The organism is Streptomyces sp. MB09-01, from assembly GCF_033794505.1.
GTDB lineage: Bacteria > Actinomycetota > Actinomycetes > Streptomycetales > Streptomycetaceae > Streptomyces.
The window spans coordinates 42,154-66,195 of sequence record NZ_JARAYQ010000013.1 but is presented as its reverse complement, the minus strand read 5'-3'; the positions used below and the strand labels follow the sequence as shown (position 1 = coordinate 66,195).

Here is a 24,042-nt window from a genome sequence, read left to right as displayed (position 1 = left end):
ACCGGCCGGCGATCCAGCGTCACTCACCTCACGTGCGGCCGGCCGCTGACGTATCCATGTCGCCCGACATCGATTCCGCCGTCGACCCAGGCAGGGAGGAGAACCTCGGCCCCGGCGGGCCGGAACGGGCCGCGTACGGATGTGGGGCCCTTCCTCCTGGCGATGGCGTCGAAGCGCGGCGAGGGTGAGCGCGGGCGGATCTGAGCTCGTCCTGGTCGGAGCACCGCCGAGGGGGAACCGCTCCTCCGGAGACGTAGCCCTCTTCCCTATCAGCCTCAGCATCAGACATGAGGCCCTCGCTCAACGATGTGACGAGGCCGTTCGAGCGCCTTGTGTTGCTGCCGGGGAGGCACCCCGGAAGTCCTCTTTTCGTCCTCTTGACGATATGGGCCTAGCTCGTTATCGTCGCATTGACGAAATTAAGGGGGTTCGCCATGGCCGACATCACCCGGCGCTTCGGCTGGCGTCATCTGCGCTCCGCGCCCACCGCTCACATCCGCCACCACAAGCGCGGCCGACTCGTCCACGACGGGCGGGGGCTCAGTTTCTGGTACCGGTCGCTGTCGGCGGCGCTTTCGGAAGTGCCGGTCGACGACCGGGAGCTGGCCATGGCGTTCCACGCCCGTACGTCCGACTTCCAGGACGTCGCCGTGCAGGCCACCGTCACCTACCGGATCAGCGACCCGGCCGAGGCCGCGGACCGCCTCGACTTCTCCGTCGACCCGGACACCGGGAGCTGGCGCGGCGCCCCCTTGGAGCAGATCGCCACCCTCCTCACCGAGACCGCGCAGCAGCACACGCTGGACGTACTGGCCCGGACTCCGCTGGCCGCCGCCTTGGTGGACGGCGTCGCCTCCGTGCGGGGGAGCGTCGCCGCCGGTCTGGCCGCCGAGCCCAGGCTCCCGGCCACCGGCATCGACGTGGTGGCCGTGCGGGTCGTGGCGATCCGCCCCGAGGCCGAGGTGGAGCGCGCCCTGCGCACCCCGGCCCGCGAGCAGATCCAGCAGGAGGCGGACCGGGCCACCTACGAACGGCGGGCCGTCGCCGTCGAGCGTGAGCGTGCCATCGCCGAGAACGAGCTGGCCAGTCAGATCGAACTGGCCAGGCGCGAGGAGCAGCTGATCGACCAGCGCGGCACCAACGCCCGCCGCGAGGCCGAGGAGAAGGCGGCGGCGGACGGCATACGCACCGAGACCGAGGCGGCCCGCACGGTCCGCCTGGCCCGCGCGGAGGCCGAGGCGGCGCGCGAGACGGGCGCGGCGCGCGCCGAGGTTCAGGCTGCCTGGCTGCGCGTGCACGACGAGACCGGCCCGGGCACGCTGCACGCCCTGGCGGCGACCCGGCTGGCCGAGAACCTGCCGCGGATTGAGAGCATCTCGCTCTCTCCCGACGTCCTCACCGGGCTCCTCACCAGGCTCGGACGTCCGGAAGGCGGCGCGGGCGCGTGAGCCTGGCCCCGCGGGCGGTGCTCGTGCACCGCAGGACCGAGTACGAGGAGCTGCTCGCCCGGCACGGGACGCACGGGCAGGCCGCGTTCTTCCTCTCGAGCCGGGGCCGGTCGATCGACGAGGTGGTCCGCCGCCACGACCGCACGCGGCGGGCGCTGCGGGAGGTGGCGGCGGCGGTGCCGCTCACCTGGCGCAGCTCCCGGGTGGAGCGGGCGGACCTGGACCGCTTCCTGTTCGCCCCGGAGGACGTGGTGGTCGTGGTCGGCCAGGACGGCCTGGTCGCCAACACCGCGAAGTACCTGCGCGGACAGCCTGTGGTGGGCATCGACACCGACCCGGGGCGCAACCCGGGGGTCCTGGTCCGTCACCGCTGCACCGACGCGGCCGCCCTGCTGCGTGCGGCGACCGCCGCCGCGAGCCGGGCAGAGGAGCTGACCATGGTCGAGGCCGTCGCCGACGACACCCAGCGCCTTCTCGCGCTGAACGAGATCTACCTGGGCTCGCCCGGTCACCAGACGGCCCGCTACCGCCTGGGCTCCGACGGCGAGGAGGGCCCGGGCGAGGCCCAGGCATCCTCCGGGGTGCTGGTGGGCACCGGCACGGGCGCCACCGGATGGCTGCGTTCCCTGTGGCTGGAGCGCGGCAGCCTCGCGGGGCTGCCCGCCCCCTGCGACCGGCGGCTCCTGTGGTTCGTGCGCGAGGCCTGGCCCTCCCCCACGACCGGAACGACGAAGGTCGCCGGTGAGCTGGTGCGGGGGGAGGGGCTGCAGCTGGCCGTGGAGTCGGACCGGATCGTGGTCTTCGGCGACGGAATGGAGAGCGACGCCCTAGAGCTGACTTGGGGCCAGAGCGTACGGCTGGGCATCGCGGGAACGTCGCTGCGCCTGGTGACGTGAGCGCCCTGCCCGTCCGCCCCGCCTGGTGGCGCAGTGGCGTTTCCGTTCCGGCTGCTGGATTTGCCCTCCCGGCTGGAGACCCGGATCGCTCCGATGCCGCTCGGGGCCGGCTGAGCCTTGTCGGCATGCGACCCCTCGGACAGGTCCTTGTCACCCTCTGGCGCTCCATGCAGCCCCGACCGTACGAGCACGGCGACGGCGTCAACCCGCTGACCGTGAAGCATCTCAACCGTCTGTCGGGCCTGCTGTTCATCCTGTCCCGGCTGGCGAGCGCTGACTCGCACGGCGGCGCCGGTGACCTCCTGCGGGAGCCCCGGTGGGGCGCACGGCGAGCGCGACGTCCCGAAGGTTGAGCGTTTCTCATGGAGGGTTGAGTGGGTCGTGGGTCATTCGTTTCCGTCGCGCTGGCGAGCGGCGAGGATCGCGACGTCGTCCTCGTACGGACCGTTCGCCAGGCGGGCCAGGAGCGTGTCGAGCATGTCGTCGAGAGGGCCGTCCGCTGGCAGGCTCACCGTCTCAAGCGCCTGCACCGAGATGTCGATGTCTGTGCCGCGTCGTTCCACCAGGCCGTCCGTGTAGAGCAGCAGAGTGGTGCGGTGGTCCATGCGTACGGTGAGCGATTCGTAGCCGCCGAGTCCGGTGCCGATGGGCGGGCCGGCCGGGAGCCACAAGACCTCGATGGTGCCGTCCGGTCGCACGGCGGCGGGCGGCAGGTGCCCGGCGCTGGCCGTCGTACAGGTGCCCGTACCGGGATCCATGACCGCGAGCAGACAGGTGGCGAGGCGGTCAAGGCCGAGGTGCGCGACCTGGCGGTCGAACTCGCAGAGGATCTCGTCGATGCCCGCGCCGGAAGCGGCGATGGTGCGCAGCAGGGAGCGGTACTGGCTCATGGCGACAGCGGCCTGGAAGCCGTGTCCCATCACATCGCCCATGACCAGCAAGGTGCGGGAGTCCGGCAGGGGAATCGAGTCGTACCAGTCCCCACCGACGAGGACGCTGCGGCCGGAGGGGAGGTAGCGGGCGGCCACTTCCACAGCGGGGTGGGGGGCTCGGGGTTCGGACAACAGGGCCCGCTGGAGTTCCAGCGCCATGGTGTGTTCGTAGCTGTAGCGGCGCGCGCTGTCGATGGAGACGGCGGCTCGGCCGGCCAGCGCCTGGAGCGTCGCGAGGTCGTTGTCGTCAAAGGGCTGCGATGCGCCGGCCCGACCCAGAAGGACGACGCCGACCGGGCGACCTGCCGTGATCAGCGGGGTGATGAGAAGCGAGTGGATGCCGGCCGCGCGGAAGATCATGGTCCGCTTGGGGTCCACGGTCACCTTCTGGAACAGCTCGTCCGAGGCCAGGTTGCCCAGCCATGGCCGCCCGCTGTCCAAGCAATGCCGAGTTGCGACGCCACGGGGAACGTCGACGTACGGTCCCGGTCCGCCCAGCTGCTGCAGCACCCATTCCATCCCAGGGGGTGCTGAGCCCCTCACCTTGCGCAGCCGCAGGAAGCCGGGAGGAGGCGGGGGAGCACCGGTGAACTCCTCTTCGACGATTCCCACCGCGGCCATGTCGGCGAGCGAGGGGGCCAGGAAGTCGACCAGCTCCTGGCACGTGGTTTCGATGTCGAGTGTCGTGCCGACGCGCTCGGCAGCGGCATCCAGCAGGGCAAGCCGCTGATGTGCGGTCTCCAGGTCGTCCAGATAGCGGCGCAGATTGCTGATCTCCACGCCGATCCCGCAAAGACGCGGGTCCCGTCCCGGTAGATCCACCCGGTGATAGACCGCTCGCCAGAGCCTCTGCCCCAACGGCGAGGAGACCTCTGTCGTTCCTGCGATGGTTGCCTCCCGAGGTTGGCCGTCTGCGAGTACCTCGAACAGGACGTCGTCCGGGCTCTGGAGGTCCGGCAGCACTTCCCCGAGCGTTCGTCCCAGGAACGCAGTGGCGGGCACGCCGCTGACCCGGACCCATGCCGGGTTGACGTACAGATGGCGCAGCTGCGCGTCGAGAACGACGACGGGGGCCAAGGTCCCCTCTACAAGCTGACGCGCCGGAAGGCCATCACCCTCCGGAAGGAGCCACTGCGGCATGGGGCCCTCACCGTTCACAGGTTTTCCTCTCGCTTTCTTCACTGGAGCCAATGCATACCCCGTAGATGAAGTGACCTCTCGCGGCCGAGGCTGGGCGCATGAACGTGGAAGGCGGGGCGTGCCGTGGAGCAGAGTCCCCAGAGCCCTTGCGGTATTGGTGACACAGCTGCCGCCGGACGCGGCTGCCGCATGTGCTGGAGTCGCAGTTCGAGACCTTCTTCAGTGAGCGGCTCGGCGCCTATCCCGTGCGGCCGGACCGGAAGAACGAGCGGATCCGGCACGGCAGGATCGCCCGCGTCCCACAGCGATCGCCGCTGGGTGGCGTCGAGTCGGTCGCGGCGCTGGCGTTGGTCGGCCGGCCACACCCCCGTCCGATACGGCCCATCCGGAAGTGCTCGACATTGGCGTCGTCGATGATGTGCCCATGACCGACATCGATCAGTTGCTGGAAGACGTGGCTGCGAAGGCGGCCGGGGCCCTCCCCTTCGAGGGCGCCTGCCTGCTCGCTCCCGCGAGCGCGGAGGAGGTCGCACGCGCCGAGGCCGCCTTGGGGTTCACACTGCCCCCTCTGCTGGCCGGTCTGTACACCCGCGTCGCCGACGGCGGATTCGGCCCCGAATCCGGTCTGTTCCCGCTGCTCGACTCCGTCTCCAGCTACCTGGCCAGGCGGTCGGGCGGCCAGGCGGACGGCTGGGCCTGGCCGGAGGGTGTGCTGCCCATTGTCGACTGGGGCTGCTACATCCTCGCGTGCGTCGACTGCCGTGACGACGACGCGGCCGTGCTGCTCTTCGAACCCAATGCCGCCCTACCGGAGTTCGCCTGGTACGTCGATGCCCCCAGCCTCGTCGAGTGGCTGCGCGGATGGCTGGAGGGCACGGGGTGGTGGTACTGCAACGCGGAAGAGGAAGAGGACATGGCGCTCTGGCCGTACTACCGGGTCCGCACCGGCACCTGCTAGGGATCGCGGGGCGTGGTGTGTTCGTTGCCGTCATGCCCCGACTGGCCGTCGGGGCAAATGGGGGAAGGCCGGGGCTCGGTCCTTGGCGGTGGTGTTTTCTGGTTGCGTCGCTGTATCCGTACGCTCGACCAGGAGGCCCTCGTGATCGACCCGGGCAGGCTGTCCGACCCCGCTGTCCGCGCCTTCGTCCACGCGGTCAACGCGGGTGACCGGGCCGCGTTCCAGGCCGCCCTTACCCCGGGCGCGACCATGTCGGACGACGGTTCGGACCGCGATCTCGCCCAGTGGGCGGAGAGGGAGGTCTTCTCCTCCGGGGGCCACATGGCCGTCGCGTCCGAGGCTGACGGCGGCCGGTCCCTGATCGTGGACTACCGCAACGACACCTGGGGTGAGATGCGCACCGCCTGGCGGTTCGACGTCACACCCGACGGGCGCGTCAGCCGCTTCGAGACCGGGCAGGCCTGAGCAATCCCTTTGCACCGGTCCGTCAGGTCAAGGGTGCGGTCCCCGCTCGCCGCCCTCACCCCGCTCGTGGCCAGTGCCGTCGATGAGCTGGACCTTGACGGATTCGAGCAGGTACCTGAAGTCCAGGGACTTGCTGACACCTGGTGGCGGGGCAAGGACTCGCTCATCGCCGTCTACCGCGGCGAAGCCTCAGGCTTTGACGCACCCCACTGCCTGAGGGTCCATATCTACGGCGGACTCGACGCATGGGGCCTGGGCGGTTCCTGACTTCCGAAGGCCAAGCTCTTCGGTGCCTCCGTCCCCTGAGCGCTCTACTCGGCCGTAGGGGCCAAGTAGAGCGCTCAGGCACAAGACGCACCCCTCTCCTACCGGCGCGGCGGTTGCGGCAGCGTGAGCCGGACGGTCCGCTCGTGCCGTGCTGCGAGCCGGGACACGACAGGTTCGAGCCAACGAACCTCGCACTTTCGGGCTCTCTTCCGTCCGACACGTTGCGTTAACCGCGCAAACAACTTTGCCGCGTTAACGTGTTTCTTGACCAACCATTGACTGGTTCTTGGTGAGCACAACAGGTGTCATTTTCAGCTGGAGGGGTCGATGTTGCGAGGTACGACAGCCGGGACTGCGGTCGCGGTCCTCGCCGCCGCCCTGCTCGCCGCCTGTTCCCGGCAGGTGCGGCGGTGTTCGCACACGCGCACGGTTCCCGACGTGCCACGGCCGGAATCCAGTCCGGAATCCAGTCATCGGGGTAGGCGCCGCGCGCCCTCACCGGTCACGGCGACCGCTGCCTCGACGGGCCGTCAGGCCCCCGCGCAGACCCGCCACGTCCCGGCGGCGCTCCAGGTCTTCCGCTGCTGACAGCGAAGCAGCGCCCGCCTCTGTCCTGCCCGTCCGACGCGCTGCCATGGCGCGCCAGGAGGAATGACCACGCATGCAGCCCCTCATCGACAACGCCCGCACATTCGGACAGCGCCCTGAGGAGTTCGCCAAGCTCGCCGAAGGCCAGTCCCCAGAGGTCCTGTTCATCACCTGTTCCGACTCCCGGGTCGTACCGGCCCTGATCACCGGCGCCGCCCCCGGTCAGCTCTTCGAGCTGCGCACCGCGGGCAACATCGTCCCGCCGTACGCCTCCGAGCAGCCCACCTCCGAGGCCGCCACCATCGAGTACGCCGTGGAAGTGCTCGGCGTCCAGGACATCGTCGTCTGCGGCCACTCGCACTGCGGGGCCGTCGGCGCGCTGGTCCGCGGCGACGACCTCGACCCGGTCCCGGCCGTGCGGGACTGGCTCGCGTACGCCGCGAGCCGGCCGGTGTCGGCCGACCCTGACGACCCGGCGGTCGCCGAGTCCGTGCAGCACCACGTGCTCGCCCAACTTCTGCGTCTGCGTTCCTACCCCTGCGTGGAGAAGGGGCTGGCCGAGGGGCTTCTGCGGGTGCGCGGCTGGTACTACGAGGTGCACACCGGGGCCGTACTCGAACACCGCGCGGGAACCGACACCTTCGAGGCTCTGTGAGCGGCATCGTGAACGCTGTGATCAGGTTTCCCCATCTCAGGCGTGACTTCGCCGCCTCCCTCGTCGTCTTCCTTGTCGCGCTGCCGCTGTGCGTGGGCGTGGCCGTCGCCTCCGGCGTCCCGGCGGAACTCGGCCTGGTCACCGGCATCGTGGGCGGCATCGTCGCGGGGCTGATGCCCGGCAGCAGCCTGCAGGTGTCCGGGCCGGCCGCGGGTTTGACCGTGCTCGTCTTCGAGGCCGTCCGCCAGTTCGGGCTGGCCGCGCTCGGTGTGATCGTGTTGGCCGCCGGGCTCCTCCAGCTCCTCATGGGCGTGCTCCGGCTGGGCCGCTGGTTCCGGGCCATCTCGGTGTCGGTGGTCGAGGGCATGCTGGCCGGCATCGGGCTCGTGATCATCGCGGGCCAGCTGTATGCGGCGGCGGGCCTGAAGGCGCCGGCGTCCGGCATCGACAAGATCGCGGGGCTGCCGGAGGCGCTCGTCCGTGCGGTCGGCAGCACCGAGGCCCTGGCCTCGCTCGGAGTGGGCGCGGCCACCATCGCGGTGATGGTGCTGTGGAAGCGCATGCCGAAACGGGCCCGGGCGGTGCCGGGCGCGCTCGCGGCGGTGCTGCTCGCCACGCTGGCCTCGCTGGCGTTCGGGCTGCCGGTCGCCACGGTGGAGGTCCAGGGGCTGCTCGGCGCGATCCAGCCGCCGGGGGCCGACGCCTTCGGCCAGTTGGCCCAGCCCGCCGTCCTCGGCACCGTCCTGGCGTTCGCGTTGATCGCCTCCGCCGAAAGCCTTTTCAGCGCAGCGGCCGTGGACCGGCTGCACGACGGGCCGCGCACCGAGTACGACAAGGAGCTCATGGCTCAGGGCGCCGGCAACACCGTGTGCGGGCTGCTCGGCGCGCTGCCGATGACCGCCGTGATCGTGCGCAGCTCGGCCAACGTCCAGGCGGGCGCGAAGACGAAGGCCTCCCGGGTGCTGCACGGCGTGTGGCTGCTGCTGTTCGCGGCGCTCCTGCCGTCCGTCCTGGAGCTGATCCCGCTGCCTGCACTCGCCGGCATCCTCGTGCACGCGGGTTGGAAGCTGATTCCGTTCCGGCAGGTGGTGCTGCTGTGGACGGCGTACCGCGGTGAGGCGCTGATCCTGGTGGTCACGGCCGTGGCGATCGTCGCCGTCAACATGTTCGAGGGCGTGCTGATCGGTCTGGCCCTGTCGGTCGCCAAGACAGCCTGGCAGGCCTCGCACGTCAAGCTGGAGGTGATCGACAAGGGAGCCGGCCCGGTCCGGGCGTACCTGGCGGGCAACGCGACGTTCCTGCGGCTGCCGAAGATCCTCGACAGTCTGGAGGCCCTGCCGCAGGACCGCCCCGTGGAGCTGGACCTCTCGGGGCTGCACCACGTCGACCACGCCTGCCGCACGGCCCTGGAGAACTGGGCCGAGCGGCACAGCGCGGCAGACACGGAGCCGGTGCGGGTCACCGCGCCGTAGGCGCACCCTGTGTGGGCCGCGGCGCCGCACCGCCCGCCGCCGCCCACCGCGCTCCTGCCGTGGTCGGGGAGGCCCGCAGCAGCATCGCCCGGCTGGCATCGCGCTGGTCGAGCGCGGGCAAGCGGGCCGGACTCACCGCGCAGTCTCTCCAGGTGCTCACCGCCATGCTGCGCGCCGCCGGGGAGGCGGCCGGACACGGCGGGTACCGCGAGCGCTCCGGGGCGACGTGGGCCGAGGTGCGCGCCATGGCGGCCGCCATGCCGGACCCGGAAGCCAGACTCGTCGCCGAGGTGCTGATCTGGGCGCTCGGCCTCCAGCTCTCCGGCGAGCCCCTGCGATGGGTCGCCATGGAGCAGTCCGCGAACCTTCCCGAAGAGGTGCGTGAGGCGGTCAGCTTGAGCTGGCCCTGGCCGGCCGGTCCCAGCAGCAGTGGGTCGAGCTGGACGCCGCCGACTACGGGTAACCACCCACCGGCGCCGGGTGTTCTTCATGGCGGTGCGCTACGGCCGCATCCCCGGATCCGTGCGGCCCGGCATGCCGTTCGCCGAGCAGACCCTGGCCGCCGCCCTCGGATGGGCCGCAGGGGAGCTGGGGCGCCGGAACAGCCTTCGGCGTGGACGGTGGCGGGCCGGCCGTAGGTGCGGCCGTCGAGGAGCCACGCCCACCGGGCCGGCGCCGAGGTATGGGTACGCGGGTGAGCCGGAATGCCGCCCAGGTCGACCCCGGGGAGCGGGCGCAGCTGCTCGGCGGTGACCCACGTGCTGTACTCGGCGTCTCGACGCCGCCCCCGGCGGCCGTCTGCCACAGGGGGACGCCGATGCGGTACATCCACAGGCCGGAGCCGAGTTGCTGGCATTCGTAGAGCCGCCCGCTCGCTAGCCTGCCCGCCGGGGAGGACCAGCGTGATCGGGGCCGACGGGGAGGGTTCGGTCACGCTCAGGGGCGGGTGAACTGCTCCTGCCGGGCCTCTCGACAGGCCGTGCAGAGGGGGTTCCCACCCACCCCGTAGCGGCACGTGGAGGTGTGACTTCTCTGCACCACTTCAAGGCCCCGCGAGGGTGGATCAGTGCTGGTCGAAAATGTAGCCGTGTCCTTCCCCGGCCGGGCAGGAAAAGATCCGGAAGTCGCCCCACCTGCCCACCGTGATTCCGGTGGTGTGGTCGCTGGCCACGGTGAACAGCAGGCGGCACGGGGCGCCGCAGGTCAGGCACAGGATGTCGTAAGGGTCGGTCAAGTGCCAGGTGGGCCACCCGCCGAACTTGATCCCGGCCACCCGGGTGATGACATCGCTTCCGTCCCCCGTCGCCTCCACATACTCCTGCACGGCCTTCACGAGCTCTCTGTCCGGCAGGATCTGCGGGTGGGGGAAGTCGACGAGGGGCACCGGGGTGAGCGTGCACGGAACCGGGGTATATCCGTAGTCCGGGTCCTCCTGCCGTACGGGCAGCGGGGGCGAGGCGAGTGTGCGCTTCACGTCCGCGCTGTTACGCCAGCGGATCTCCGCGACCGGGCTGACGTCGGCGTGCGGAGCCGGCGGATCCCAGTGCACGTTGGGGCACCACAGAAGCTGAAACACATCCTTGCCTTCAGGCCACCAGTCGCCCGGTGCATCCTTCCGGTACACCTGCGCGACCACGACCATGGCGGTCGCTGGTGTCCCGGAAGCGGACTTCTCGTCCGGGACGTCGCAGCACGGCCACGCCTCGTCGGCCGGCCAGAGCAACGGTCCACCCACGGAACTCTGGTGGACGGTCGGTTCCGCCGGTACGGGAACCAGTACCACGGCCGGCAAGGCGTACGGTGCGAGTCCGGGCACGGCGGCGACGATGTCCTCCGCGGAGGGCCTGGTGTCGTAAAGCAGATCCATGGCCGGAGATTAGCCAACCCCACCGACAGCAGCTCCGGCCAGTCCGCCGCACCTCCTGCACCCGCTTCGGGTGCGACAGGGGCCAGCACCAACACCTGCACCCGCGACGACATCGCCGCCGCGATGGCCCGTCTCGATGCCGCCGGGATCGACGTCACCCGGATCCTCACCGACGCCCACCGTGCAGGGACCGGCGTGGACCAGGCCGTCGCTGCCGTCACCAAGGCCACCGCCCCCCGGCGGCGACTCCCTCGGCGGCCGCCGTTGCCGCTCCGGCTCCTGCACCCGCGGCGGACGCCCGGGTACCGGCCGACGACCCGTGGGCGGCGCCCACCCGACGGGTCCCCGGCCCGGCCCTCGCCCGGACCGGCCCGGCCGCCGGCCCCGCCTCCCACGGGCCCCGCAGGGACCCGCCCGGCCCGGCCCCGGTCTTCGCCGGGCGCCACGCGGCGGACGCGGCGGGCGACCCCCGCCGCGTCCACATCCTGGACAACTACGCTCGTTTCATGAACGCAGAAGCCGACGCCCTCGCCACCGTGAAAGACGCTGACCGGAAGCACGTCTTCCACTCCTGGTCTGCGCAGGAGCTCATCGATCCGCTTGCCGTCGCCGGTGCCGAGGGGTCGTACTTCTGGGACTACCAGGGCAACCGCTACCTCGACTTCTCGAGCGCGCTCGTCTACACCAACATCGGCTACCAGCACCCCAAGGTCACCGCGGCCATCCAGGAGCAGGCGGCCAGGATGTGCACCGTCGCGCCCGGCTTCGCCGTCGACGTGCGCTCCGAGGCGGCCCGGCTGATCGCCGAGCGCACCCCGGGCGACCTCGACAAGATCTTCTTCACCAACGCCGGGGCCGAGGCCGTGGAGAACGCCGTCCGCATGGCCCGGCTCCACACCGGCCGGCCCAAGGTGCTGTCCGCGTACCGCTCGTACCACGGCGCCACCTCCACCGCGATCAACCTGACCGGCGACGCCCGCCGCTTCGGCAACGACTCCGCGACCGCCGGCGTCGTGCACTTCTGGGGGCCCTTCACCTACCGCTCGCCCTTCTACGCGGCCACGGAGGCCGAGGAGTGCGAGCGGGCCCTGCGCCACCTCGAGGACACCATCGTCTTCGAGGGCCCACAGTCGATCGCCGCGATCATCCTGGAGACCGTCGGCGGAGCCCCGGGCGTGCTCGTGCACCCCGACGGCTACCTGGCCGGCGTGCGCGCGCTCTGCGACCGCTTCGGCATCGTCTTCATCCTCGACGAGATCATGGTCGGCTTCGGGCGCACCGGCCGGTGGTTCGCCTCCGAGCACTGGGACGTCACCCCCGACCTGATCTGCTTCGCCAAGGGCGTGACCAGCGGCTACGTACCGCTCGGCGGCGTCGCCGTCTCGGCCGCCATCGCCGAGACCTTCGCCCGCCGGCCCTACCCGGGCGGGCTGACCTACTCCGGGCACGTGCTGGCCTGCGCCGCCGCCGTCGCGACGATCAACGTCATGGAGGAGGAGGGCATCGTCGAGCAGTCCGCCCGCACCGGCGCGGACCTGCTCGGCCCCGGCCTGCGCGCGCTGGCCGAGCGGCACCCGTCGGTCGGCGAGGTCCGCGGCCTCGGCACCTTCTGGGCCCTGGAGCTCGTGCGCAACCGGGAGACGCGCGAGCCTCTGGTCCCGTACAACGCCGCCGGGGCGGACAACGCGCCGATGGCCGAGTTCGCCGCCGCGTGCAAGAAGGGCGGGGTCTGGCCGCTCGTCGCCGGCAACCGCATCCACGTCGCGCCGGCCTGCAACATCGCGCCGCAGGACGTGGCCACGGGACTGGAGATCCTCGGCCAGGCCCTCTCGGTGGCCGACGCGCACACGATCTGATCTGCCGAAACATACGGTCGCCCAATCCGTGGGTGCCTGTCTTGGATGTTCCGCGCCATTACGAACAGCACGTGAACGTGCTGAAATCCGAACAGAGCACCTACGAACCGGGATGCACGTCAGTCCCGGGGCGGTCCTCCGTGACCGAACGGCGGGGAGCGGGCCTTCCGCTGGACGCCGGGCGTACGGGATCCAGTCAGCCGGACTCCGTGTACCCGAAGGAAGACAGCCATGAGCAAGCACGTCCTGGCACAGAACCAGTACGGCAAGGCCGAGAATCGCATCGTGAAGGTCACCCGCAAGGGCGGCGACGGTTCCTGGCACGAGATCCGCGACCTCAACGTCTCGGTCGCGCTCCGCGGCGAGTTCCGCGACGTCCACCTCACCGGCAACAACGCCAACTGCCTGCCGACCGACACCACCAAGAACACGGTCTACGCCTTCGGCAAGGAGCACGGCATCGACTCCCCCGAGGCCTTCGGCATCCTGCTCGCCAAGCACTTCGTCTCCTCGCAGCAGCCCATCCGCGAGGCGCAGATCCGCATCGAGGAGTACGTGTGGGACCGCATCCCGGTCCCGACGCGCAAGGAGCAGCACTCCTTCGTCCGCAAGGGCCAGGAGGTGCGCACGGCGCAGATCACCTACAGCGAGACGACGGGCCTGCAGGTCATCTCCGGTCTGAAGGACCTCACGGTGATGAACTCGACCAACTCCGAGTTCCACGGCTACATCAAGGACAAGTACACGACCCTCCAAGAGGCGTACGACCGCATCCTGGCGACCAAGGTCACCGCGCGCTGGGCGCACTCGGCGCTGGCCGCCGACGACTCCTCGTACGACTGGGACCAGGCGTACAAGAAGGTCCGCAAGAACATGTTGGAAGCCTTCGCCGAGACGTACTCGTACTCGCTGCAGCAGACCCTGAACCAGATGGCCGAGCGCGTGCTCGACAACTGCCCCAAGGTCAACGAGGTGCGCCTCAACCTCCCCAACAAGCACCACTTCCTCGTCGACCTGGAGCCCTTCGGCCTCAAGAACGACAACGAGGTCTACTTCGCGGCGGACCGGATGTACGGGCTGATCGAGGGCACCGTGCACCGCGACGGCGTGCAGCCGGTGATCGCCACGTCCGACTGGATCGTCGCGTAACACCCGTCAGGAAGACGTGCTCGGCCCGGACCGCGTCGCGGGGTCCGGGCCGAAGCGCTGCGCCGTCTGATCGGCGTCCTCCGGCTGGCCCACCAGGAGGTTCCAGCGCCCCGCCCGCCCGGTGAGGGTGGTCACCGATTCCGGCCGCACGTCCAGCCGCCAGAAGGCCGCCGCGGGCAGCTCCAGGGCGTACACCACGGCCGCCCGTACGACGGCCTGCTCGACCGCCATCCGGTGGGTGCCCGCGGCCAGCCCGGCCAGCTCCGCCCCGACGCGGGCGATCAGCGCGTCCACGGACTCGCCGCCCGGTGGCGCGTACCCGGGGTCCGTCATCCAGGCGTGCAGGGCCGCCGGATCCTCGGCCGCCACCCCGTCCAGGGTGCGCCCCGCCCACTCGCCCGCGTCCAGGCCGCGCAGGCCCTCGTACCCCGGGCACGGCTGCGCGTGACCGAAGCGGCCCAGGCGGGCCGCCGTGTCCAGTGGGAGCCTGGAAAGACGGACACGTATCAACGGGGTCTTCATAAGGGGAGCGTATGCGCGGTACGGTCCGGACGAGACAACTGCATGACGACGGTAGGACGGAAGCACCGGTGAGAATCCGGCACGGTCGCGCCACTGTGAAACCTCCCGGAGGGGGAGGCAAGTCAGACCCGTCACCGTCGTCGCGAGCACCACTGACCGGGACGCGTGTTCCCTCTGGAGGTTCTGCCATGGCCCACTCCGCCGCGCCGACGACGAACGCCCCCGCCATTGCCCCGATCTCGCTCTCCGCGCTGGCCCCCTGGGCCGTGTTCGTCGGGATCCTGATGCTGGTCCTGCTCTACTTCGTCGGCGCCGAGCAGGGCGCCACCGCGCTCTTCGAAGGCGAGACGATCCACGAGTGGCTGCACGACGGCCGCCACCTCCTCGGTTTCCCCTGCCACTGATTCCCCTGCCACAGACCTCCGTCTCCGCAAGGGAACCGAACCATGAACGTTTCCCCCCGCACGCTGCTCGTCAGGGGCATGCTCGCCGGTCTGCTGGCCGGCGTGGCCGCCTTCCTCGTCGCGTACCTCCTCGGTGAGTCCAAGGTGGACGCGGCCATCGCGATCGAAGAGGCCGCCGCGGCCGGACACGACCACGGTGAGGAGGCCCCGGTCAGCCGGGCCCTCCAGGCCACGGCCGGCCTCGGCACCGGCGTCCTGCTCTACGGAGTCGCGCTCGGCGGCATCGCCGCGCTCGTCTACTGCTACGCGCTGGGCCGCATCGGCCGCTTCGGCCCGCTGGCCACGGCCGCGCTGGTCACCGCGGCCCTGTTCGTCACCGTCACCCTGGTGCCGTTCTTCAAGTACCCCGCCAATCCCCCCGCCGTCGGCGACCCGGAGACCGCCGGTCGGCGGACCGCCCTCTACCTCCTGATGATCGCCCTGAGCGCGCTGCTGGCGGCGGGCGCGCTGATCCTCGGCCGGCGGCTCGCGCCGAAGCTCGGCAACTGGAACGCGTCGATCGTCGCCGGCGCCGCCTTCGTCCTGGTCATCGGCGTCTCGTACGCCGTCCTGCCCGGGATCAAGGAGGTCCCGGCGGACTTCCCGGCCGCGTTGATCTGGGACTTCCGCCTCGCGTCCCTGGCCATCCAGACCGCACTGTGGACGACTTTCGGCCTGGCCTTCGGCTATCTAGCCGAACGGGCCCTTGCGCCCGCCTCCACACCCAAGGAGGCTGTGCAGCCGACGAGTTGACCACGAGGGGGCCGGTAGCACATGCCGACGGCGATCAGGGAATGGCGAGGCTGGACGGGCGCCGCCCCGTTCTGGCTGAACTCGTTCCTGCTGCTCCTGGCCCCCTGCTGCGCGGTCACACTGTTCGGCCAGATCGGCATCATCGCCGCGCTGGCCGCCCTCGGCGGCCTGGCCCGCCATCTCTGGTACGGCGACTACGGCCACCCGGCCGTGCACCTCGCCGCCGTCCTGATGGGCGCGGGCACGGCCGCCGTCGTCATGTGAGACCTCGGCCGGCGGCGCCGGCTGCCGGACTCGCGCTTGCCGTCTCACCCGTTCGGGGGCATCCCTCCCCCTGCCGGCGCAGGGCGCGGGCATCCGCCGCGAGCTGCGGAAACGCGCCGATCCGGGGACGACACGCCCGTGACGCATCGTCAGTCTCCCGTGTTTCACCGGGTCCCGATGGGCAGAGGAGGTGTCCACTGCTCACATGACCCGGCCGCACGTGCCGGACAGGAGGGATTCCCATGCCCCGCGCCCAGTGGGTCGTCGCCTCGCTGACGGTGGCTCTGTTGTCCACCGGCATCGTGGTGTTGCAACGGACCGAGGGCGCCAAGCCCGCTGCGGTGACCACCGACGACGCGCTGCCTTCGCGGGCACTGGGGATCTCCGGACACCGCCGTCTCGTGCGGGAGCTGGAGCAGTCCGGGCAGCACGTCCCCGGCCGGGGGGAGCGGTCGCCGAGAACCGCCGCCGGGCCGCTGCGAACGGTCACGGGTCCCCTGCGACCCGCGCAGCCGCTGCGGTTGCGGATCCCGAGCCTGGACGTCGACGTGCCCGTGGGCGACGACCGCGACGAGGTCTCCTGGGACACCGACGGTCCCGCGCCCGGGGCGGCCGGAACCGCCGTGGTCACCGGTGAGGGGCTGCGCCTCGGCGAGCTGCGGCGCGGCCGGACCATCGAGATCCCCCGCGCGGACAGCCGTACGGCCGTGTTCACCGTCGTACGGGTCTCCCCCGGCGAGACCACCGTCCGCGAGGATCCGGCCGGCCGGCCCCAACTGCGGCTGCTCGGCGGCGAGACCGCCGTGCTGGCCCGGCTGACCGGGCAGCGCCGCACCCGCTGACCCGGTCCGGCGAGCCCGCCGCCCCGCGCCCCGCCCGCAGACCCAACCCACCTCCTACGGCCGTCTGTCAGCCGTGGGGGGTGTCTTCGTCCTCCGGTCGGGGGCTTCTTGGGGCCGGTCCGGGAGTCGTCCGGCGTGTCGGGGCACACCCCTCGCATGAGTGGGAAGCAACGCGCACGTTCGGCACTGACCAGGGCCCTGACGGCGGCCTGTGTCGTGCTGCTGTGCGTGTTCGGCGCCGGTCCGGCCGGCGCCGCGGCCGCGGAGTCCCGTCCCGCCTCCACCGCGCCCTCCGAGCCGGGCGAACCCGGCGAGGGCCCGTCCGATCCGGCCGCCGACCCCGAGGCACGGACGGCTGTGCGGAGCATCGCGCGCGGGCTGCCGGGCGTACGGCGGACACCGCTCGCGGTGTTTCACGTGAAACACCCGGATGCGCCGCGGTGCGGGCCGATCGCAAAAACGGCCGAACCGGCCCTGTCCCTGCGGACGGTGCGGAGTGTGGTCCTGCGCTGCTGAGAGGACCGAGGAGCTGTCCGGCCCCATTACCGGCAGGACATCCCCGCGACACCCCCAGTGACAGCGCAGCCCCCACACCCTGAGCACCGTGAGGTTCCGCCATGCCCATCGACCCGTACGCCGCTCTGAACGCCATGCTTCGCGCCGAGGTCACGCGGTTCACCCCGCCGGTCCGTCAGACCGAGCCGGCCGAGCCACCGAAGGCCCAGGCCGTGTCCGTCGCGGTCGCCGACGAGTCCGAGAGTGAACCGCAGCAGAAGGCCGCCGACTCGGCCGGGTAGGAGCGCCCCGAGGCGCCCGCAGGGCCGTGCGGCCTGCGGGCGCCTCGGAAACCGTCCCTCTCGTCCCCTGCGTCAGTCCTCGCGCGTGTAGTAGCGGTAGAAGGCCGCCAGGCCCACGCCCAGGCCGACGAAGAGGCCGATGACGGTGGAGCTGAGCACGGACTCGTTGGTGAGGCTGTGCAGGTAGCCCGCGGCGACGCCGGTGAAGACGCCGTAGGCGGCGGCGTGGAACTCCCGCCTGAGGCGGGGGCCGATCCGGGCCAGGGCGAACATGATCCCGGCGAACAGCACGCCGCACAGGATCCCGTAGAAGACGTTGCCCGCGTCGACCGGGCCCGTCTGGCGCTGGATGAAGGCGGCCCATACGCCGTACACGAGTCCGGCGAGCAGGGGGCGCACGTAGGCGCTCTTGCTCAGGTGGGCCATGTCCGCCGACTGCCAGGTGGGCCGCCGGTGGGCGGTGGGTGCCGCATGTGCCATGACGGGCTCCTCTCTTCCATCATCCAGAGCACACCCGCCACCCCGGACCGGCAAGTGGATCAACGGTCAGGGCGTGCGCACCGCCACGGCGTCGATCTCGAAGAGCATGCCGGGCAGGGCGAGTGAGGCCACCCCGATCAGGGTCTGGGCGGGCAGTTCGGTGCCCCAGGTGGCGTGGAGCTGCTTGAGGAGGACCTCCAGCTTGCGCTGGTCGTGGCCGACGACGTAGGTGCCGATGCGGACGACGTCGGCGGGAGCGAGGCCGACGGCCGCGAGGGCGGTCCGGAGGTTCGCGAAGGCCTTCTCCACCTGGTCGGCGAAGTCCTCGGAGACGACGTGGCCGCTCTCGTCGGAGCCGTACTGGCCGGCTATGAAGACCTGCTCGCCGGGGGCGGAGACGATGTGGCTGTAGCCGTAGTCGGTCGGGGTGTGCAGTCCGGCCGGGTTGATGATGCTGCGCGTCATTCCGAGCTCCCTGTTTCCGTTCGCGTTGCCGTTCACGTTGCCGTTTCCGATTCCGTACGCGCCGTGGCGCCGCACCTCCGTACGTGCCGTGGCGCCGCACCTCCGTACGTGCCGTGGCGCCGCACCTCCGTACGTGCCGTGGCGCCGCCGCAGGTGCTACCGCGTGGCGAGCCAGGCGCGGAGCCGCGCCGGGGCCTCGGGGGCCTGCCGTTCGGCCTGACGCCGGATCTCGTCGAGGTTCTGGGCCGCCAGTGCCCTGCGCCAGGCCAGTTCGGCCCGGGTCATGGCGTGCGCGATGGCACAGTCGGCGGCGTCGGCCGCCGGTTCGCCGGCGCCGGGGCCCCGCCGTCGGATCTCCGCGCAGCGGAAGGCCTCCTCGGGCCCCTCGACGGCGGCGACCACGTCCATGAGCGAGATGGCGGCGAGCGGGCGGGCCAGCCTGAAGCCGCCCCGGGGGCCGGGGGCGGAGGTGACGATGCCCGCCCGGGCCAGCGCCTGCAGCTGCTTGTTGAGGTAGGCGGCGGGCAGGTCGTGCCACGCGGCCAACCGCGCCGCCGACACCGCCCGGTCCGGGCCGCTCCAGGCCAGGTTGACGCAGCTGTGCAGCGCCCACTCGACGCCCTCGCTCATCTTCATATCCTGGATATTAGATATCCAGGATAAGGAAGGCAAGGGTGCCGCGCCGCCGGACGGTCCTCCCCCAACCGCAGCAACACCGCTCGCGCCCGGCCCCGCGCCCGCATTCCCTGGTGACGTGCGCACCATCCTGTCGGCGGTACTCATCGCGCTCGTGGCCCTCCTGGTGCCCGCGAGCGCCGTCGCGTACTGGGCGGACCACGAGCTCGGCAACGCCGACCGCTACACCGCCGCCATGTCCCCCCTCGCCGCGAACCGAGACGTCCAGGAAGTCGTCATCACCCAGGTCACCCGCGCCCTCGCCGGACAGATCGACGCGGGACCCTTCCAGATGGGCGTGGACGCGCTGCTGGGCGAGGCCCTGCACTCCTTCGCCGGCACCCCCGCCTACCAGACGGCCTGGGACGCGGCCAACCGCGCCGCCCACGCCGCCTTCCTCGACGCGCTCACCACCGGCCACGGCGACGCCCTCACCATCGACCTCGCGCCCGTCATAGCCGAGGTCAAGGGCGAACTCGTCGAGGGCGGCGTGCCCTTCGCCGACCGCATCCCGGTGACGCACCTGTCCGTGAAGGTCATGGAGTACGACAACCTCGGCGCTCTCCGGGAGGGTTTCCACATGCTCCAGATCGCCGGCGTCTGGCTCCCCGTGCTCACCCTGGTCCTGGCCGCGGCGGCCATCGCGGTCGCCGTCCACCGGCGGCGCGCCGTGATGGCCACCGGCCTCGGGCTCGCGGTCGGGGCGGGGCTGCTGTGGCTCACGGTGGAGGTGTGCCGCCGGCTCACCCTGGACGACCTGCCCGCCGACATCGACCGGCCCGCCGCCGGCGCCGTGTACGACGCCCTCACCGCGTTCCTGCGCACCACCGCCTCGGTGGTGCTCGTGATCGGGCTCACCGCCGCACTGGCCGCATGGGTGATGGGCCGAGTGCGCCGCACCCCATAAGCTCGGAAGGTACCAATCACGCGCAGAACGACGCAGAAGAGCCCAGAAGAACCGATTCGCGAGCGGCGGCACGGAAGCGGGATGAGCACCGAACGCACCGAAAACATATCGTCGCGGCGAGCCCGGCACCGTCCTCTGGCTCCCCCCGCCTGGCTCCTCCAGGGGCTGAAGCCGAGTACCGCACCGATCCCCTGGGCCGCCGTGGCCCGGGCGGCGGTCGCCCTGTCCGCCCCGCTCGCCGTGGGCTTCGCCCTGGACGAGCCCGAGTACGGCGCGCTCGTCTCCATGGGCGCCCTCTCCGGGGTCATCGGCGACACCGCCGACGCCTACCGGATGCGGGTCCTCAACATCGCCGTCCCGCAGTTCTTCGGCGCCGTCGGCGTGGCCCTGGGCACCCTGGTCTACGGCCAGGGCTGGCTCGCCGTCGGCGTGCTCACCCTCGTCGCCCTCGTCTCCGGGATGATCTCCTCCATCGGCACGGTCGCCTCCGTGTCCGGGCTGCTGCTCCTGCTCAACGCAGTGATCGGCGCCGGGATCCCGATGCCGGAGCCCTGGTGGACGGCCCCGCTGCTGCTGAGCGCGGGCGGACTGTTCGTGCTGGCGCTCAGCCTGCTGGGCTGGCCGTTGCGCGGCAGGCAGCCCGAGCGGGCCGCGGTCGCCGCCACCTACCGGGCCCTGGCCGACGCCCTGGAGGCCGCCGGGCGCCCCGGCGCCGCCTACGACGAGCGCCGCCTGGAGGTCACCCAGACCCTGAACCGGGCCTACGACCTGGTGCTCGGCCGCCGTGCCCGGGTGCACGGGCGCAGCCCCTCGCTGGTGCGGATGCTGGCCCAGCTCAACGTGGTGATCCCGCTCGTGGAGGCCGCGCCTGCCGCACACCTGCGCGGCAGGCCGCTGCCACCCGAGATCCCGGCGGCCGTACGGTCCCTCGCCACCGCCGTCGAGGAGGGCCGCACCGGAACCCCCGTACTGGAGCTGCCCGCCGCGCACACCCCGGCCGAGCGGGCCGTCGACGGGGCCCTGCGCCATGCGGCCAGGATCGTCTACCTCGCCGAACCGGACCCGTACAACGTGGACGACCGCCTCGGCCGGCCCGCCGCGCTGCGGGTGCGCGCCCGGCGGGCCGTGCGCGACATGATGCTGTCCAGGGCCTCCTGGCGGTACGGGCTGCGGCTCGCACTGTGCATCGGGCTCGCGCAGGTGCTCGTATCGGTGATCGAGTTCGAGCGGTCCTACTGGGTCGCGCTGACCGTCACCTTCGTCCTCAAGCCCGACTTCGGCTCGGTGTTCTCGCGGGCCGTACTGCGCGCGCTCGGCACCGCCGGAGGACTGGTCATCGCGGCCGCCGTACTCGCCGAGGTACCGCGCGGCTGGGCGGTCGTGCCGGTGATGATGGTGCTCGCCGGGCTGATCCCGGCCTTCTCGGTCAAGGGGTACGCCTTCCAGACCGCCGCGATCACCCCGGTGATCCTGCTGCTCTCGGACATGCTCAACCACCAGGGCTTCGACCTGATCCGCCCCCGGCTGCTGGACAGCCTGATCGGCTGCGCCATCACCCTCGTCGCGGGATACCTGCTGTGGCCCGAGAGCTGGCACACCCGGATCGGGGACCGGCTCGCCGACACCGTGTACGACGCCGCCCGCTACGTGGAACGGGCCTTCGCGCCGGCCGCCGACGAGGCCGCGCACGCGGCGGCGCGCACCGCCCGCCTCCAGGCCCGGCGGCGCATCTACCGCGACCTGTCGGGCGTGCGCAGCGAGTTCCAGCGGGCACTGACCGAGCCGCCGCCCACGGGGGCGCGCGCCGCCGCCTGGTGGCCGCTGGTGGTCGCCGTCGAGCGGATCGTGGACGCGACCACCGCCGCGCGGGTCCGCGTCAACCACGGCGCGGCGCCGCCGGACGCGGAGGAGGTGGAGGGGATCGCACGCCAGCTCCGCGAACTGGCCGGGCGGGTCCGCAGCAGCACCGTCCCGGTACGCGTCGAGGCGGAGCTCCCGGGCGGGACGTCGAGCGTCCTGGCCCCCGTCCACCAGGAGGTCGCGGCCGCCCGCGCCATCGCCCAGCCGGAGCCCTGACGAATCCGGCCCCGTCGGCGTTCGGCGCGCGGGCTCGCGGCAGAGCCCCGGTGCGGCCGTCCGCCCGGCGCTCTGTGCGGGACCGGTCCCCCGGATGGGCCTGAGTCCGGGCCGGGAGCCGCCCGGCGGGAGAGCATCGGAGCATGCACCGCGCCCCCGCCGTGATCGTCCTCGCCGTCCTCCTGGCGGGGTGCGCCGACGTGGAGGGGCTGCAGAGCGAGGGCGACCTCGGCACCGTGCACGCCCCGCAGAGCCTGTGGAAGGGCATCCGCCCCGACCCGCCCGAACCGGACCAGAAGCCGGGCACGGCCGCCGTGGTGCCCGGGCTCCCCAAGGTGGTGGACCTGAGCATGCGCGGGGTGGACGCGCTGTCCGTCGTACGGGCCGACATCACCTCGGCGACGCAACAGGACGGGGGGACGGGCCGGCTCGTCGACCCCCGGGCCGTGCAGCGGCTCGCACTCTGCACACAGGCTGTGGACGGCGGGCCCGACTGCCCGGTGCGCCGCGCGGTCCTGCACGACCTGACGGGAAACGGCCGGGAAGAGCTGATCACCGCACTGGACCTCGACGGCCGGCTCAGCGAACTGCGCGTCTACACCGTCCAGGACGACGGGAGGATCGCCAGGATCCTGTCCCGGCGGGCAGTGCTGGAGGGGGTGGAAGTGGCCGCCGAACACCTGGCGGTCCGCGAACCGACCTCGAACCCCGCGTACGTCGCCGTCTCCGACTACGTGTGGGACCCCAAGGCGCGAACCATGAACCTCACCCAGCTCACGCTGGACGACTGCTCGTCCCTCACGGGTGTCCCCCTCAGCCCGGACGCACAGCGATGCACGCGCTGAGCAGCCTCCGCTGGAAGATCGCCCTGACCACCACGGCGGTGTGCTGCATGGTTGCCGCCGTGCTCGGGATCCTGGTGCACAACGTGGTCGCCCAGCAGATCGTCGGCGAGGTCCGCAAGGACGCGGACACGGCACTGGAGCACGCCCTCAGCCACTACGAGTACGGCACCACGCACGGCGACGTGAACGTCGTCCTCGACCCGCCCCAGCTGCCCCGCCTGCTGCGTGAACTCGTCGCCCGCGGGGACACCGGCAGCATGGTCGGCTCGTACGACGGCAAGCCCGTCATGTGGGCCGCCGCCCCCGCCGACGAACAGGCACTCGCCGTCTGGATCCCGTTCCAGGGCACCCGCAGCCGACTGCGGGACATCGACACCGCGATCCTCGCCTCCGCGGCGCTCGCCGCCGGCGTGGTGGCGCTGGCCGGCCTCTTCCTCGCCGACCGGATCAGCCGGCGGCTCTCGACCACCGCCGCCGTGGCCCGCAGGATCAGCGCCGGGGACCTGGACGCCCGGGTGGGCTTTCCCTCCCGCGCGGACGGCCGGCGGCCGGGCCGCCGCTCCCGGGACCGGGACGAGGTACGGGACGTGGCGCACGCACTGGACTCGATGGCCGGGTCCCTCCAGGACCGGCTGGAGGCGGAGAAGCGCTTCACGGCGGACGTCGCGCACGAGCTGCGGACCCCGCTCACCGGCTCACTGGCCGCGGCGGCGCTGCTGCCCGAGGGGCGCCCCAAGGAGATGATCAACGACCGGCTGAAGGCCCTGCACCTGCTGACCGAGGACCTGCTGGAGATCTCCCGGCTGGACTCGGGGGTGGAACGGGCCGATCTGGCCCGCGTGGAACTCGGCCGGGCCGTGGAGCGGGCCGTCGCCGCGGCCGGGCCGGCCGCCTCGGTGCGGGTGGTCCGGGACGCGGTGGTGCTCACCGACCGGCGGCGCCTCGACCGGATCCTGGCGAACCTGCTGGTCAACGCCCACAAACACGGCCGGCCGCCGATCGAGGTGAGCGTGGAGGGCCCGGTGGTGACGGTCCGCGACCACGGGCCCGGCTATCCGCCGGAGCTGATCGAGCAGGGCCCCCGGCGGTTCCGCACCGGAGACCCGGGCCGCGGACGCGGCCACGGGCTGGGGCTCACGATCGTGGCGGGGCAGGCGGCGGTGCTGGAGATCGCGCTGAGCTTCGCCAACGCGCCCGACGGGGGCGCGCTGACGACACTCAGACTTCCGGTCGGGCGGCTGCCCGACGGAAGTTGACGCCGACGGGCCGATGTGGGGCCG

At 72.0% G+C, this 24,042-nt stretch carries 26 protein-coding genes; 20 read left to right on the top strand and 6 right to left on the bottom strand.

Annotation, left to right across the window (positions count from 1 at the left end; genetic code table 11):
- Window positions 1-434 precede the first annotated feature (434 nt).
- The 3 genes from PV721_RS05010 (at window position 435) to PV721_RS05000 (ending at window position 2,697) form a co-directional block, all read left to right on the top strand.
- Entirely contained in the window at window positions 435-1,448 is a 1,014-nt protein-coding gene (locus tag PV721_RS05010; protein ID WP_319721569.1) for an SPFH domain-containing protein, read from the top strand.
- Window positions 1,445-2,344 carry a hypothetical protein gene (locus PV721_RS05005; protein ID WP_319721568.1) on the top strand — a complete coding sequence of 300 codons (900 nt, stop codon included), beginning with the start codon at window positions 1,445-1,447 and terminating at the stop codon, window positions 2,342-2,344. The genes PV721_RS05010 and PV721_RS05005 overlap by 4 nt, the downstream gene beginning before the upstream one ends.
- A gap of 125 nt (window positions 2,345-2,469) precedes the next feature.
- The gene (locus PV721_RS05000) at window positions 2,470-2,697 is read left to right on the top strand and encodes a hypothetical protein (RefSeq protein ID WP_319721580.1); all 228 of its coding nucleotides are present in this window, start codon (window positions 2,470-2,472) and stop codon (window positions 2,695-2,697) included.
- Window positions 2,698-2,730: 33 nt separating this feature from the next.
- On the opposite strand, the gene PV721_RS04995 is transcribed toward PV721_RS05000, so the two are convergent.
- A complete protein-coding gene (locus tag PV721_RS04995; protein ID WP_323806075.1) occupies window positions 2,731-4,416 on the bottom strand; it encodes a SpoIIE family protein phosphatase in 1,686 nt (561 codons plus the stop codon).
- Between the two features lie 424 nt (window positions 4,417-4,840).
- Between PV721_RS04995 and PV721_RS04990 the strand changes: the two genes are divergently transcribed.
- The 5 genes from PV721_RS04990 to PV721_RS04965 all read left to right on the top strand — a co-directional run bounded on the left by PV721_RS04990 (window position 4,841) and on the right by PV721_RS04965 (window position 9,459).
- A complete protein-coding gene (locus PV721_RS04990; RefSeq protein WP_319721566.1) occupies window positions 4,841-5,374 on the top strand; it encodes an SMI1/KNR4 family protein in 534 nt (177 codons plus the stop codon).
- A gap of 141 nt (window positions 5,375-5,515) precedes the next feature.
- Window positions 5,516-5,839, top strand: coding sequence for a nuclear transport factor 2 family protein (locus tag PV721_RS04985; protein ID WP_319721579.1), 324 nt, complete (start codon window positions 5,516-5,518; stop codon window positions 5,837-5,839).
- Between the two features lie 928 nt (window positions 5,840-6,767).
- Window positions 6,768-7,349 carry a carbonic anhydrase gene (locus tag PV721_RS04975; RefSeq protein WP_319721564.1) on the top strand — a complete coding sequence of 194 codons (582 nt, stop codon included), beginning with the start codon at window positions 6,768-6,770 and terminating at the stop codon, window positions 7,347-7,349.
- A 17-nt stretch (window positions 7,350-7,366) separates the two neighbouring features.
- Window positions 7,367-8,821: a SulP family inorganic anion transporter gene (locus PV721_RS04970; RefSeq protein ID WP_319721563.1), complete on the top strand. Its 1,455-nt coding sequence runs from the start codon at window positions 7,367-7,369 to the stop codon at window positions 8,819-8,821.
- Window positions 8,822-8,832: 11 nt separating this feature from the next.
- Window positions 8,833-9,459, top strand: coding sequence for a hypothetical protein (locus tag PV721_RS04965; protein WP_319721562.1), 627 nt, complete (start codon window positions 8,833-8,835; stop codon window positions 9,457-9,459).
- Window positions 9,460-9,884: 425 nt separating this feature from the next.
- Here the strand turns inward: PV721_RS04965 and PV721_RS04960 are convergent, their stop codons facing one another.
- Window positions 9,885-10,688, bottom strand: a complete 804-nt coding sequence (locus tag PV721_RS04960; protein WP_319721561.1) for a hypothetical protein — start codon at window positions 10,686-10,688, stop codon at window positions 9,885-9,887.
- 506 nt (window positions 10,689-11,194) lie between these two features.
- On the opposite strand from PV721_RS04960, the gene PV721_RS04955 reads away from it, so the two are divergent.
- A complete protein-coding gene (locus PV721_RS04955) occupies window positions 11,195-12,544 on the top strand; it encodes an aspartate aminotransferase family protein (RefSeq protein WP_319721560.1) in 1,350 nt (449 codons plus the stop codon).
- Between the two features lie 231 nt (window positions 12,545-12,775).
- On the top strand, window positions 12,776-13,693 hold the full coding sequence (pucL, locus tag PV721_RS04950; RefSeq protein ID WP_319721559.1) for a factor-independent urate hydroxylase: 918 nt from the start codon (window positions 12,776-12,778) through the stop codon (window positions 13,691-13,693).
- 6 nt (window positions 13,694-13,699) lie between these two features.
- Here pucL and PV721_RS04945 read toward each other — a convergent pair whose 3' ends face one another.
- Window positions 13,700-14,215, bottom strand: coding sequence for a histidine phosphatase family protein (locus tag PV721_RS04945; protein WP_319721558.1), 516 nt, complete (start codon window positions 14,213-14,215; stop codon window positions 13,700-13,702).
- A gap of 188 nt (window positions 14,216-14,403) precedes the next feature.
- Between PV721_RS04945 and PV721_RS04940 the strand changes: the two genes are divergently transcribed.
- The 6 genes from PV721_RS04940 to PV721_RS04915 all read left to right on the top strand — a co-directional run bounded on the left by PV721_RS04940 (window position 14,404) and on the right by PV721_RS04915 (window position 17,314).
- The gene (locus PV721_RS04940) at window positions 14,404-14,619 is read left to right on the top strand and encodes a CbtB domain-containing protein (RefSeq protein ID WP_319721557.1); all 216 of its coding nucleotides are present in this window, start codon (window positions 14,404-14,406) and stop codon (window positions 14,617-14,619) included.
- Window positions 14,620-14,661: 42 nt separating this feature from the next.
- Window positions 14,662-15,411, top strand: a complete 750-nt coding sequence (locus tag PV721_RS04935) for a CbtA family protein (protein ID WP_319721556.1) — start codon at window positions 14,662-14,664, stop codon at window positions 15,409-15,411.
- 21 nt (window positions 15,412-15,432) lie between these two features.
- Window positions 15,433-15,675, top strand: a complete 243-nt coding sequence (locus PV721_RS04930) for a hypothetical protein (protein ID WP_319721555.1) — start codon at window positions 15,433-15,435, stop codon at window positions 15,673-15,675.
- Between the two features lie 242 nt (window positions 15,676-15,917).
- A complete protein-coding gene (locus PV721_RS04925) occupies window positions 15,918-16,517 on the top strand; it encodes a class F sortase (RefSeq protein WP_319721554.1) in 600 nt (199 codons plus the stop codon).
- A gap of 156 nt (window positions 16,518-16,673) precedes the next feature.
- A complete protein-coding gene (locus tag PV721_RS04920) occupies window positions 16,674-17,033 on the top strand; it encodes a hypothetical protein (protein ID WP_319721553.1) in 360 nt (119 codons plus the stop codon).
- A gap of 101 nt (window positions 17,034-17,134) precedes the next feature.
- On the top strand, window positions 17,135-17,314 hold the full coding sequence (locus tag PV721_RS04915; protein ID WP_319721552.1) for a hypothetical protein: 180 nt from the start codon (window positions 17,135-17,137) through the stop codon (window positions 17,312-17,314).
- Window positions 17,315-17,386: 72 nt separating this feature from the next.
- On the opposite strand, the gene PV721_RS04910 is transcribed toward PV721_RS04915, so the two are convergent.
- The 3 genes from PV721_RS04910 to PV721_RS04900 form a co-directional block, all read right to left on the bottom strand.
- On the bottom strand, window positions 17,387-17,794 hold the full coding sequence (locus PV721_RS04910; RefSeq protein ID WP_319721551.1) for a hypothetical protein: 408 nt from the start codon (window positions 17,792-17,794) through the stop codon (window positions 17,387-17,389).
- A gap of 66 nt (window positions 17,795-17,860) precedes the next feature.
- Entirely contained in the window at window positions 17,861-18,259 is a 399-nt protein-coding gene (locus tag PV721_RS04905; protein ID WP_319721550.1) for a RidA family protein, read from the bottom strand.
- 156 nt (window positions 18,260-18,415) lie between these two features.
- Complete coding sequence (locus PV721_RS04900; RefSeq protein ID WP_319721549.1) at window positions 18,416-18,889, bottom strand: Rrf2 family transcriptional regulator; 474 nt, start codon at window positions 18,887-18,889, stop codon at window positions 18,416-18,418.
- 124 nt (window positions 18,890-19,013) lie between these two features.
- Here PV721_RS04900 and PV721_RS04895 point away from each other — a divergent pair, with 124 nt between their 5' ends.
- The 4 genes from PV721_RS04895 (at window position 19,014) to PV721_RS04880 (ending at window position 24,018) form a co-directional block, all read left to right on the top strand.
- Window positions 19,014-19,841: a hypothetical protein gene (locus PV721_RS04895; RefSeq protein WP_319721548.1), complete on the top strand. Its 828-nt coding sequence runs from the start codon at window positions 19,014-19,016 to the stop codon at window positions 19,839-19,841.
- Between the two features lie 81 nt (window positions 19,842-19,922).
- Window positions 19,923-21,917 (top strand): FUSC family protein, encoded by a 1,995-nt coding sequence (locus PV721_RS04890; RefSeq protein ID WP_319721547.1) that lies wholly within the window; start codon window positions 19,923-19,925, stop codon window positions 21,915-21,917.
- A gap of 143 nt (window positions 21,918-22,060) precedes the next feature.
- Window positions 22,061-22,762, top strand: coding sequence for a hypothetical protein (locus tag PV721_RS04885; RefSeq protein ID WP_319721546.1), 702 nt, complete (start codon window positions 22,061-22,063; stop codon window positions 22,760-22,762).
- Window positions 22,750-24,018, top strand: a complete 1,269-nt coding sequence (locus PV721_RS04880; protein ID WP_319721545.1) for a HAMP domain-containing sensor histidine kinase — start codon at window positions 22,750-22,752, stop codon at window positions 24,016-24,018. The genes PV721_RS04885 and PV721_RS04880 overlap by 13 nt, the downstream gene beginning before the upstream one ends.
- Window positions 24,019-24,042: the final 24 nt, after the last annotated feature.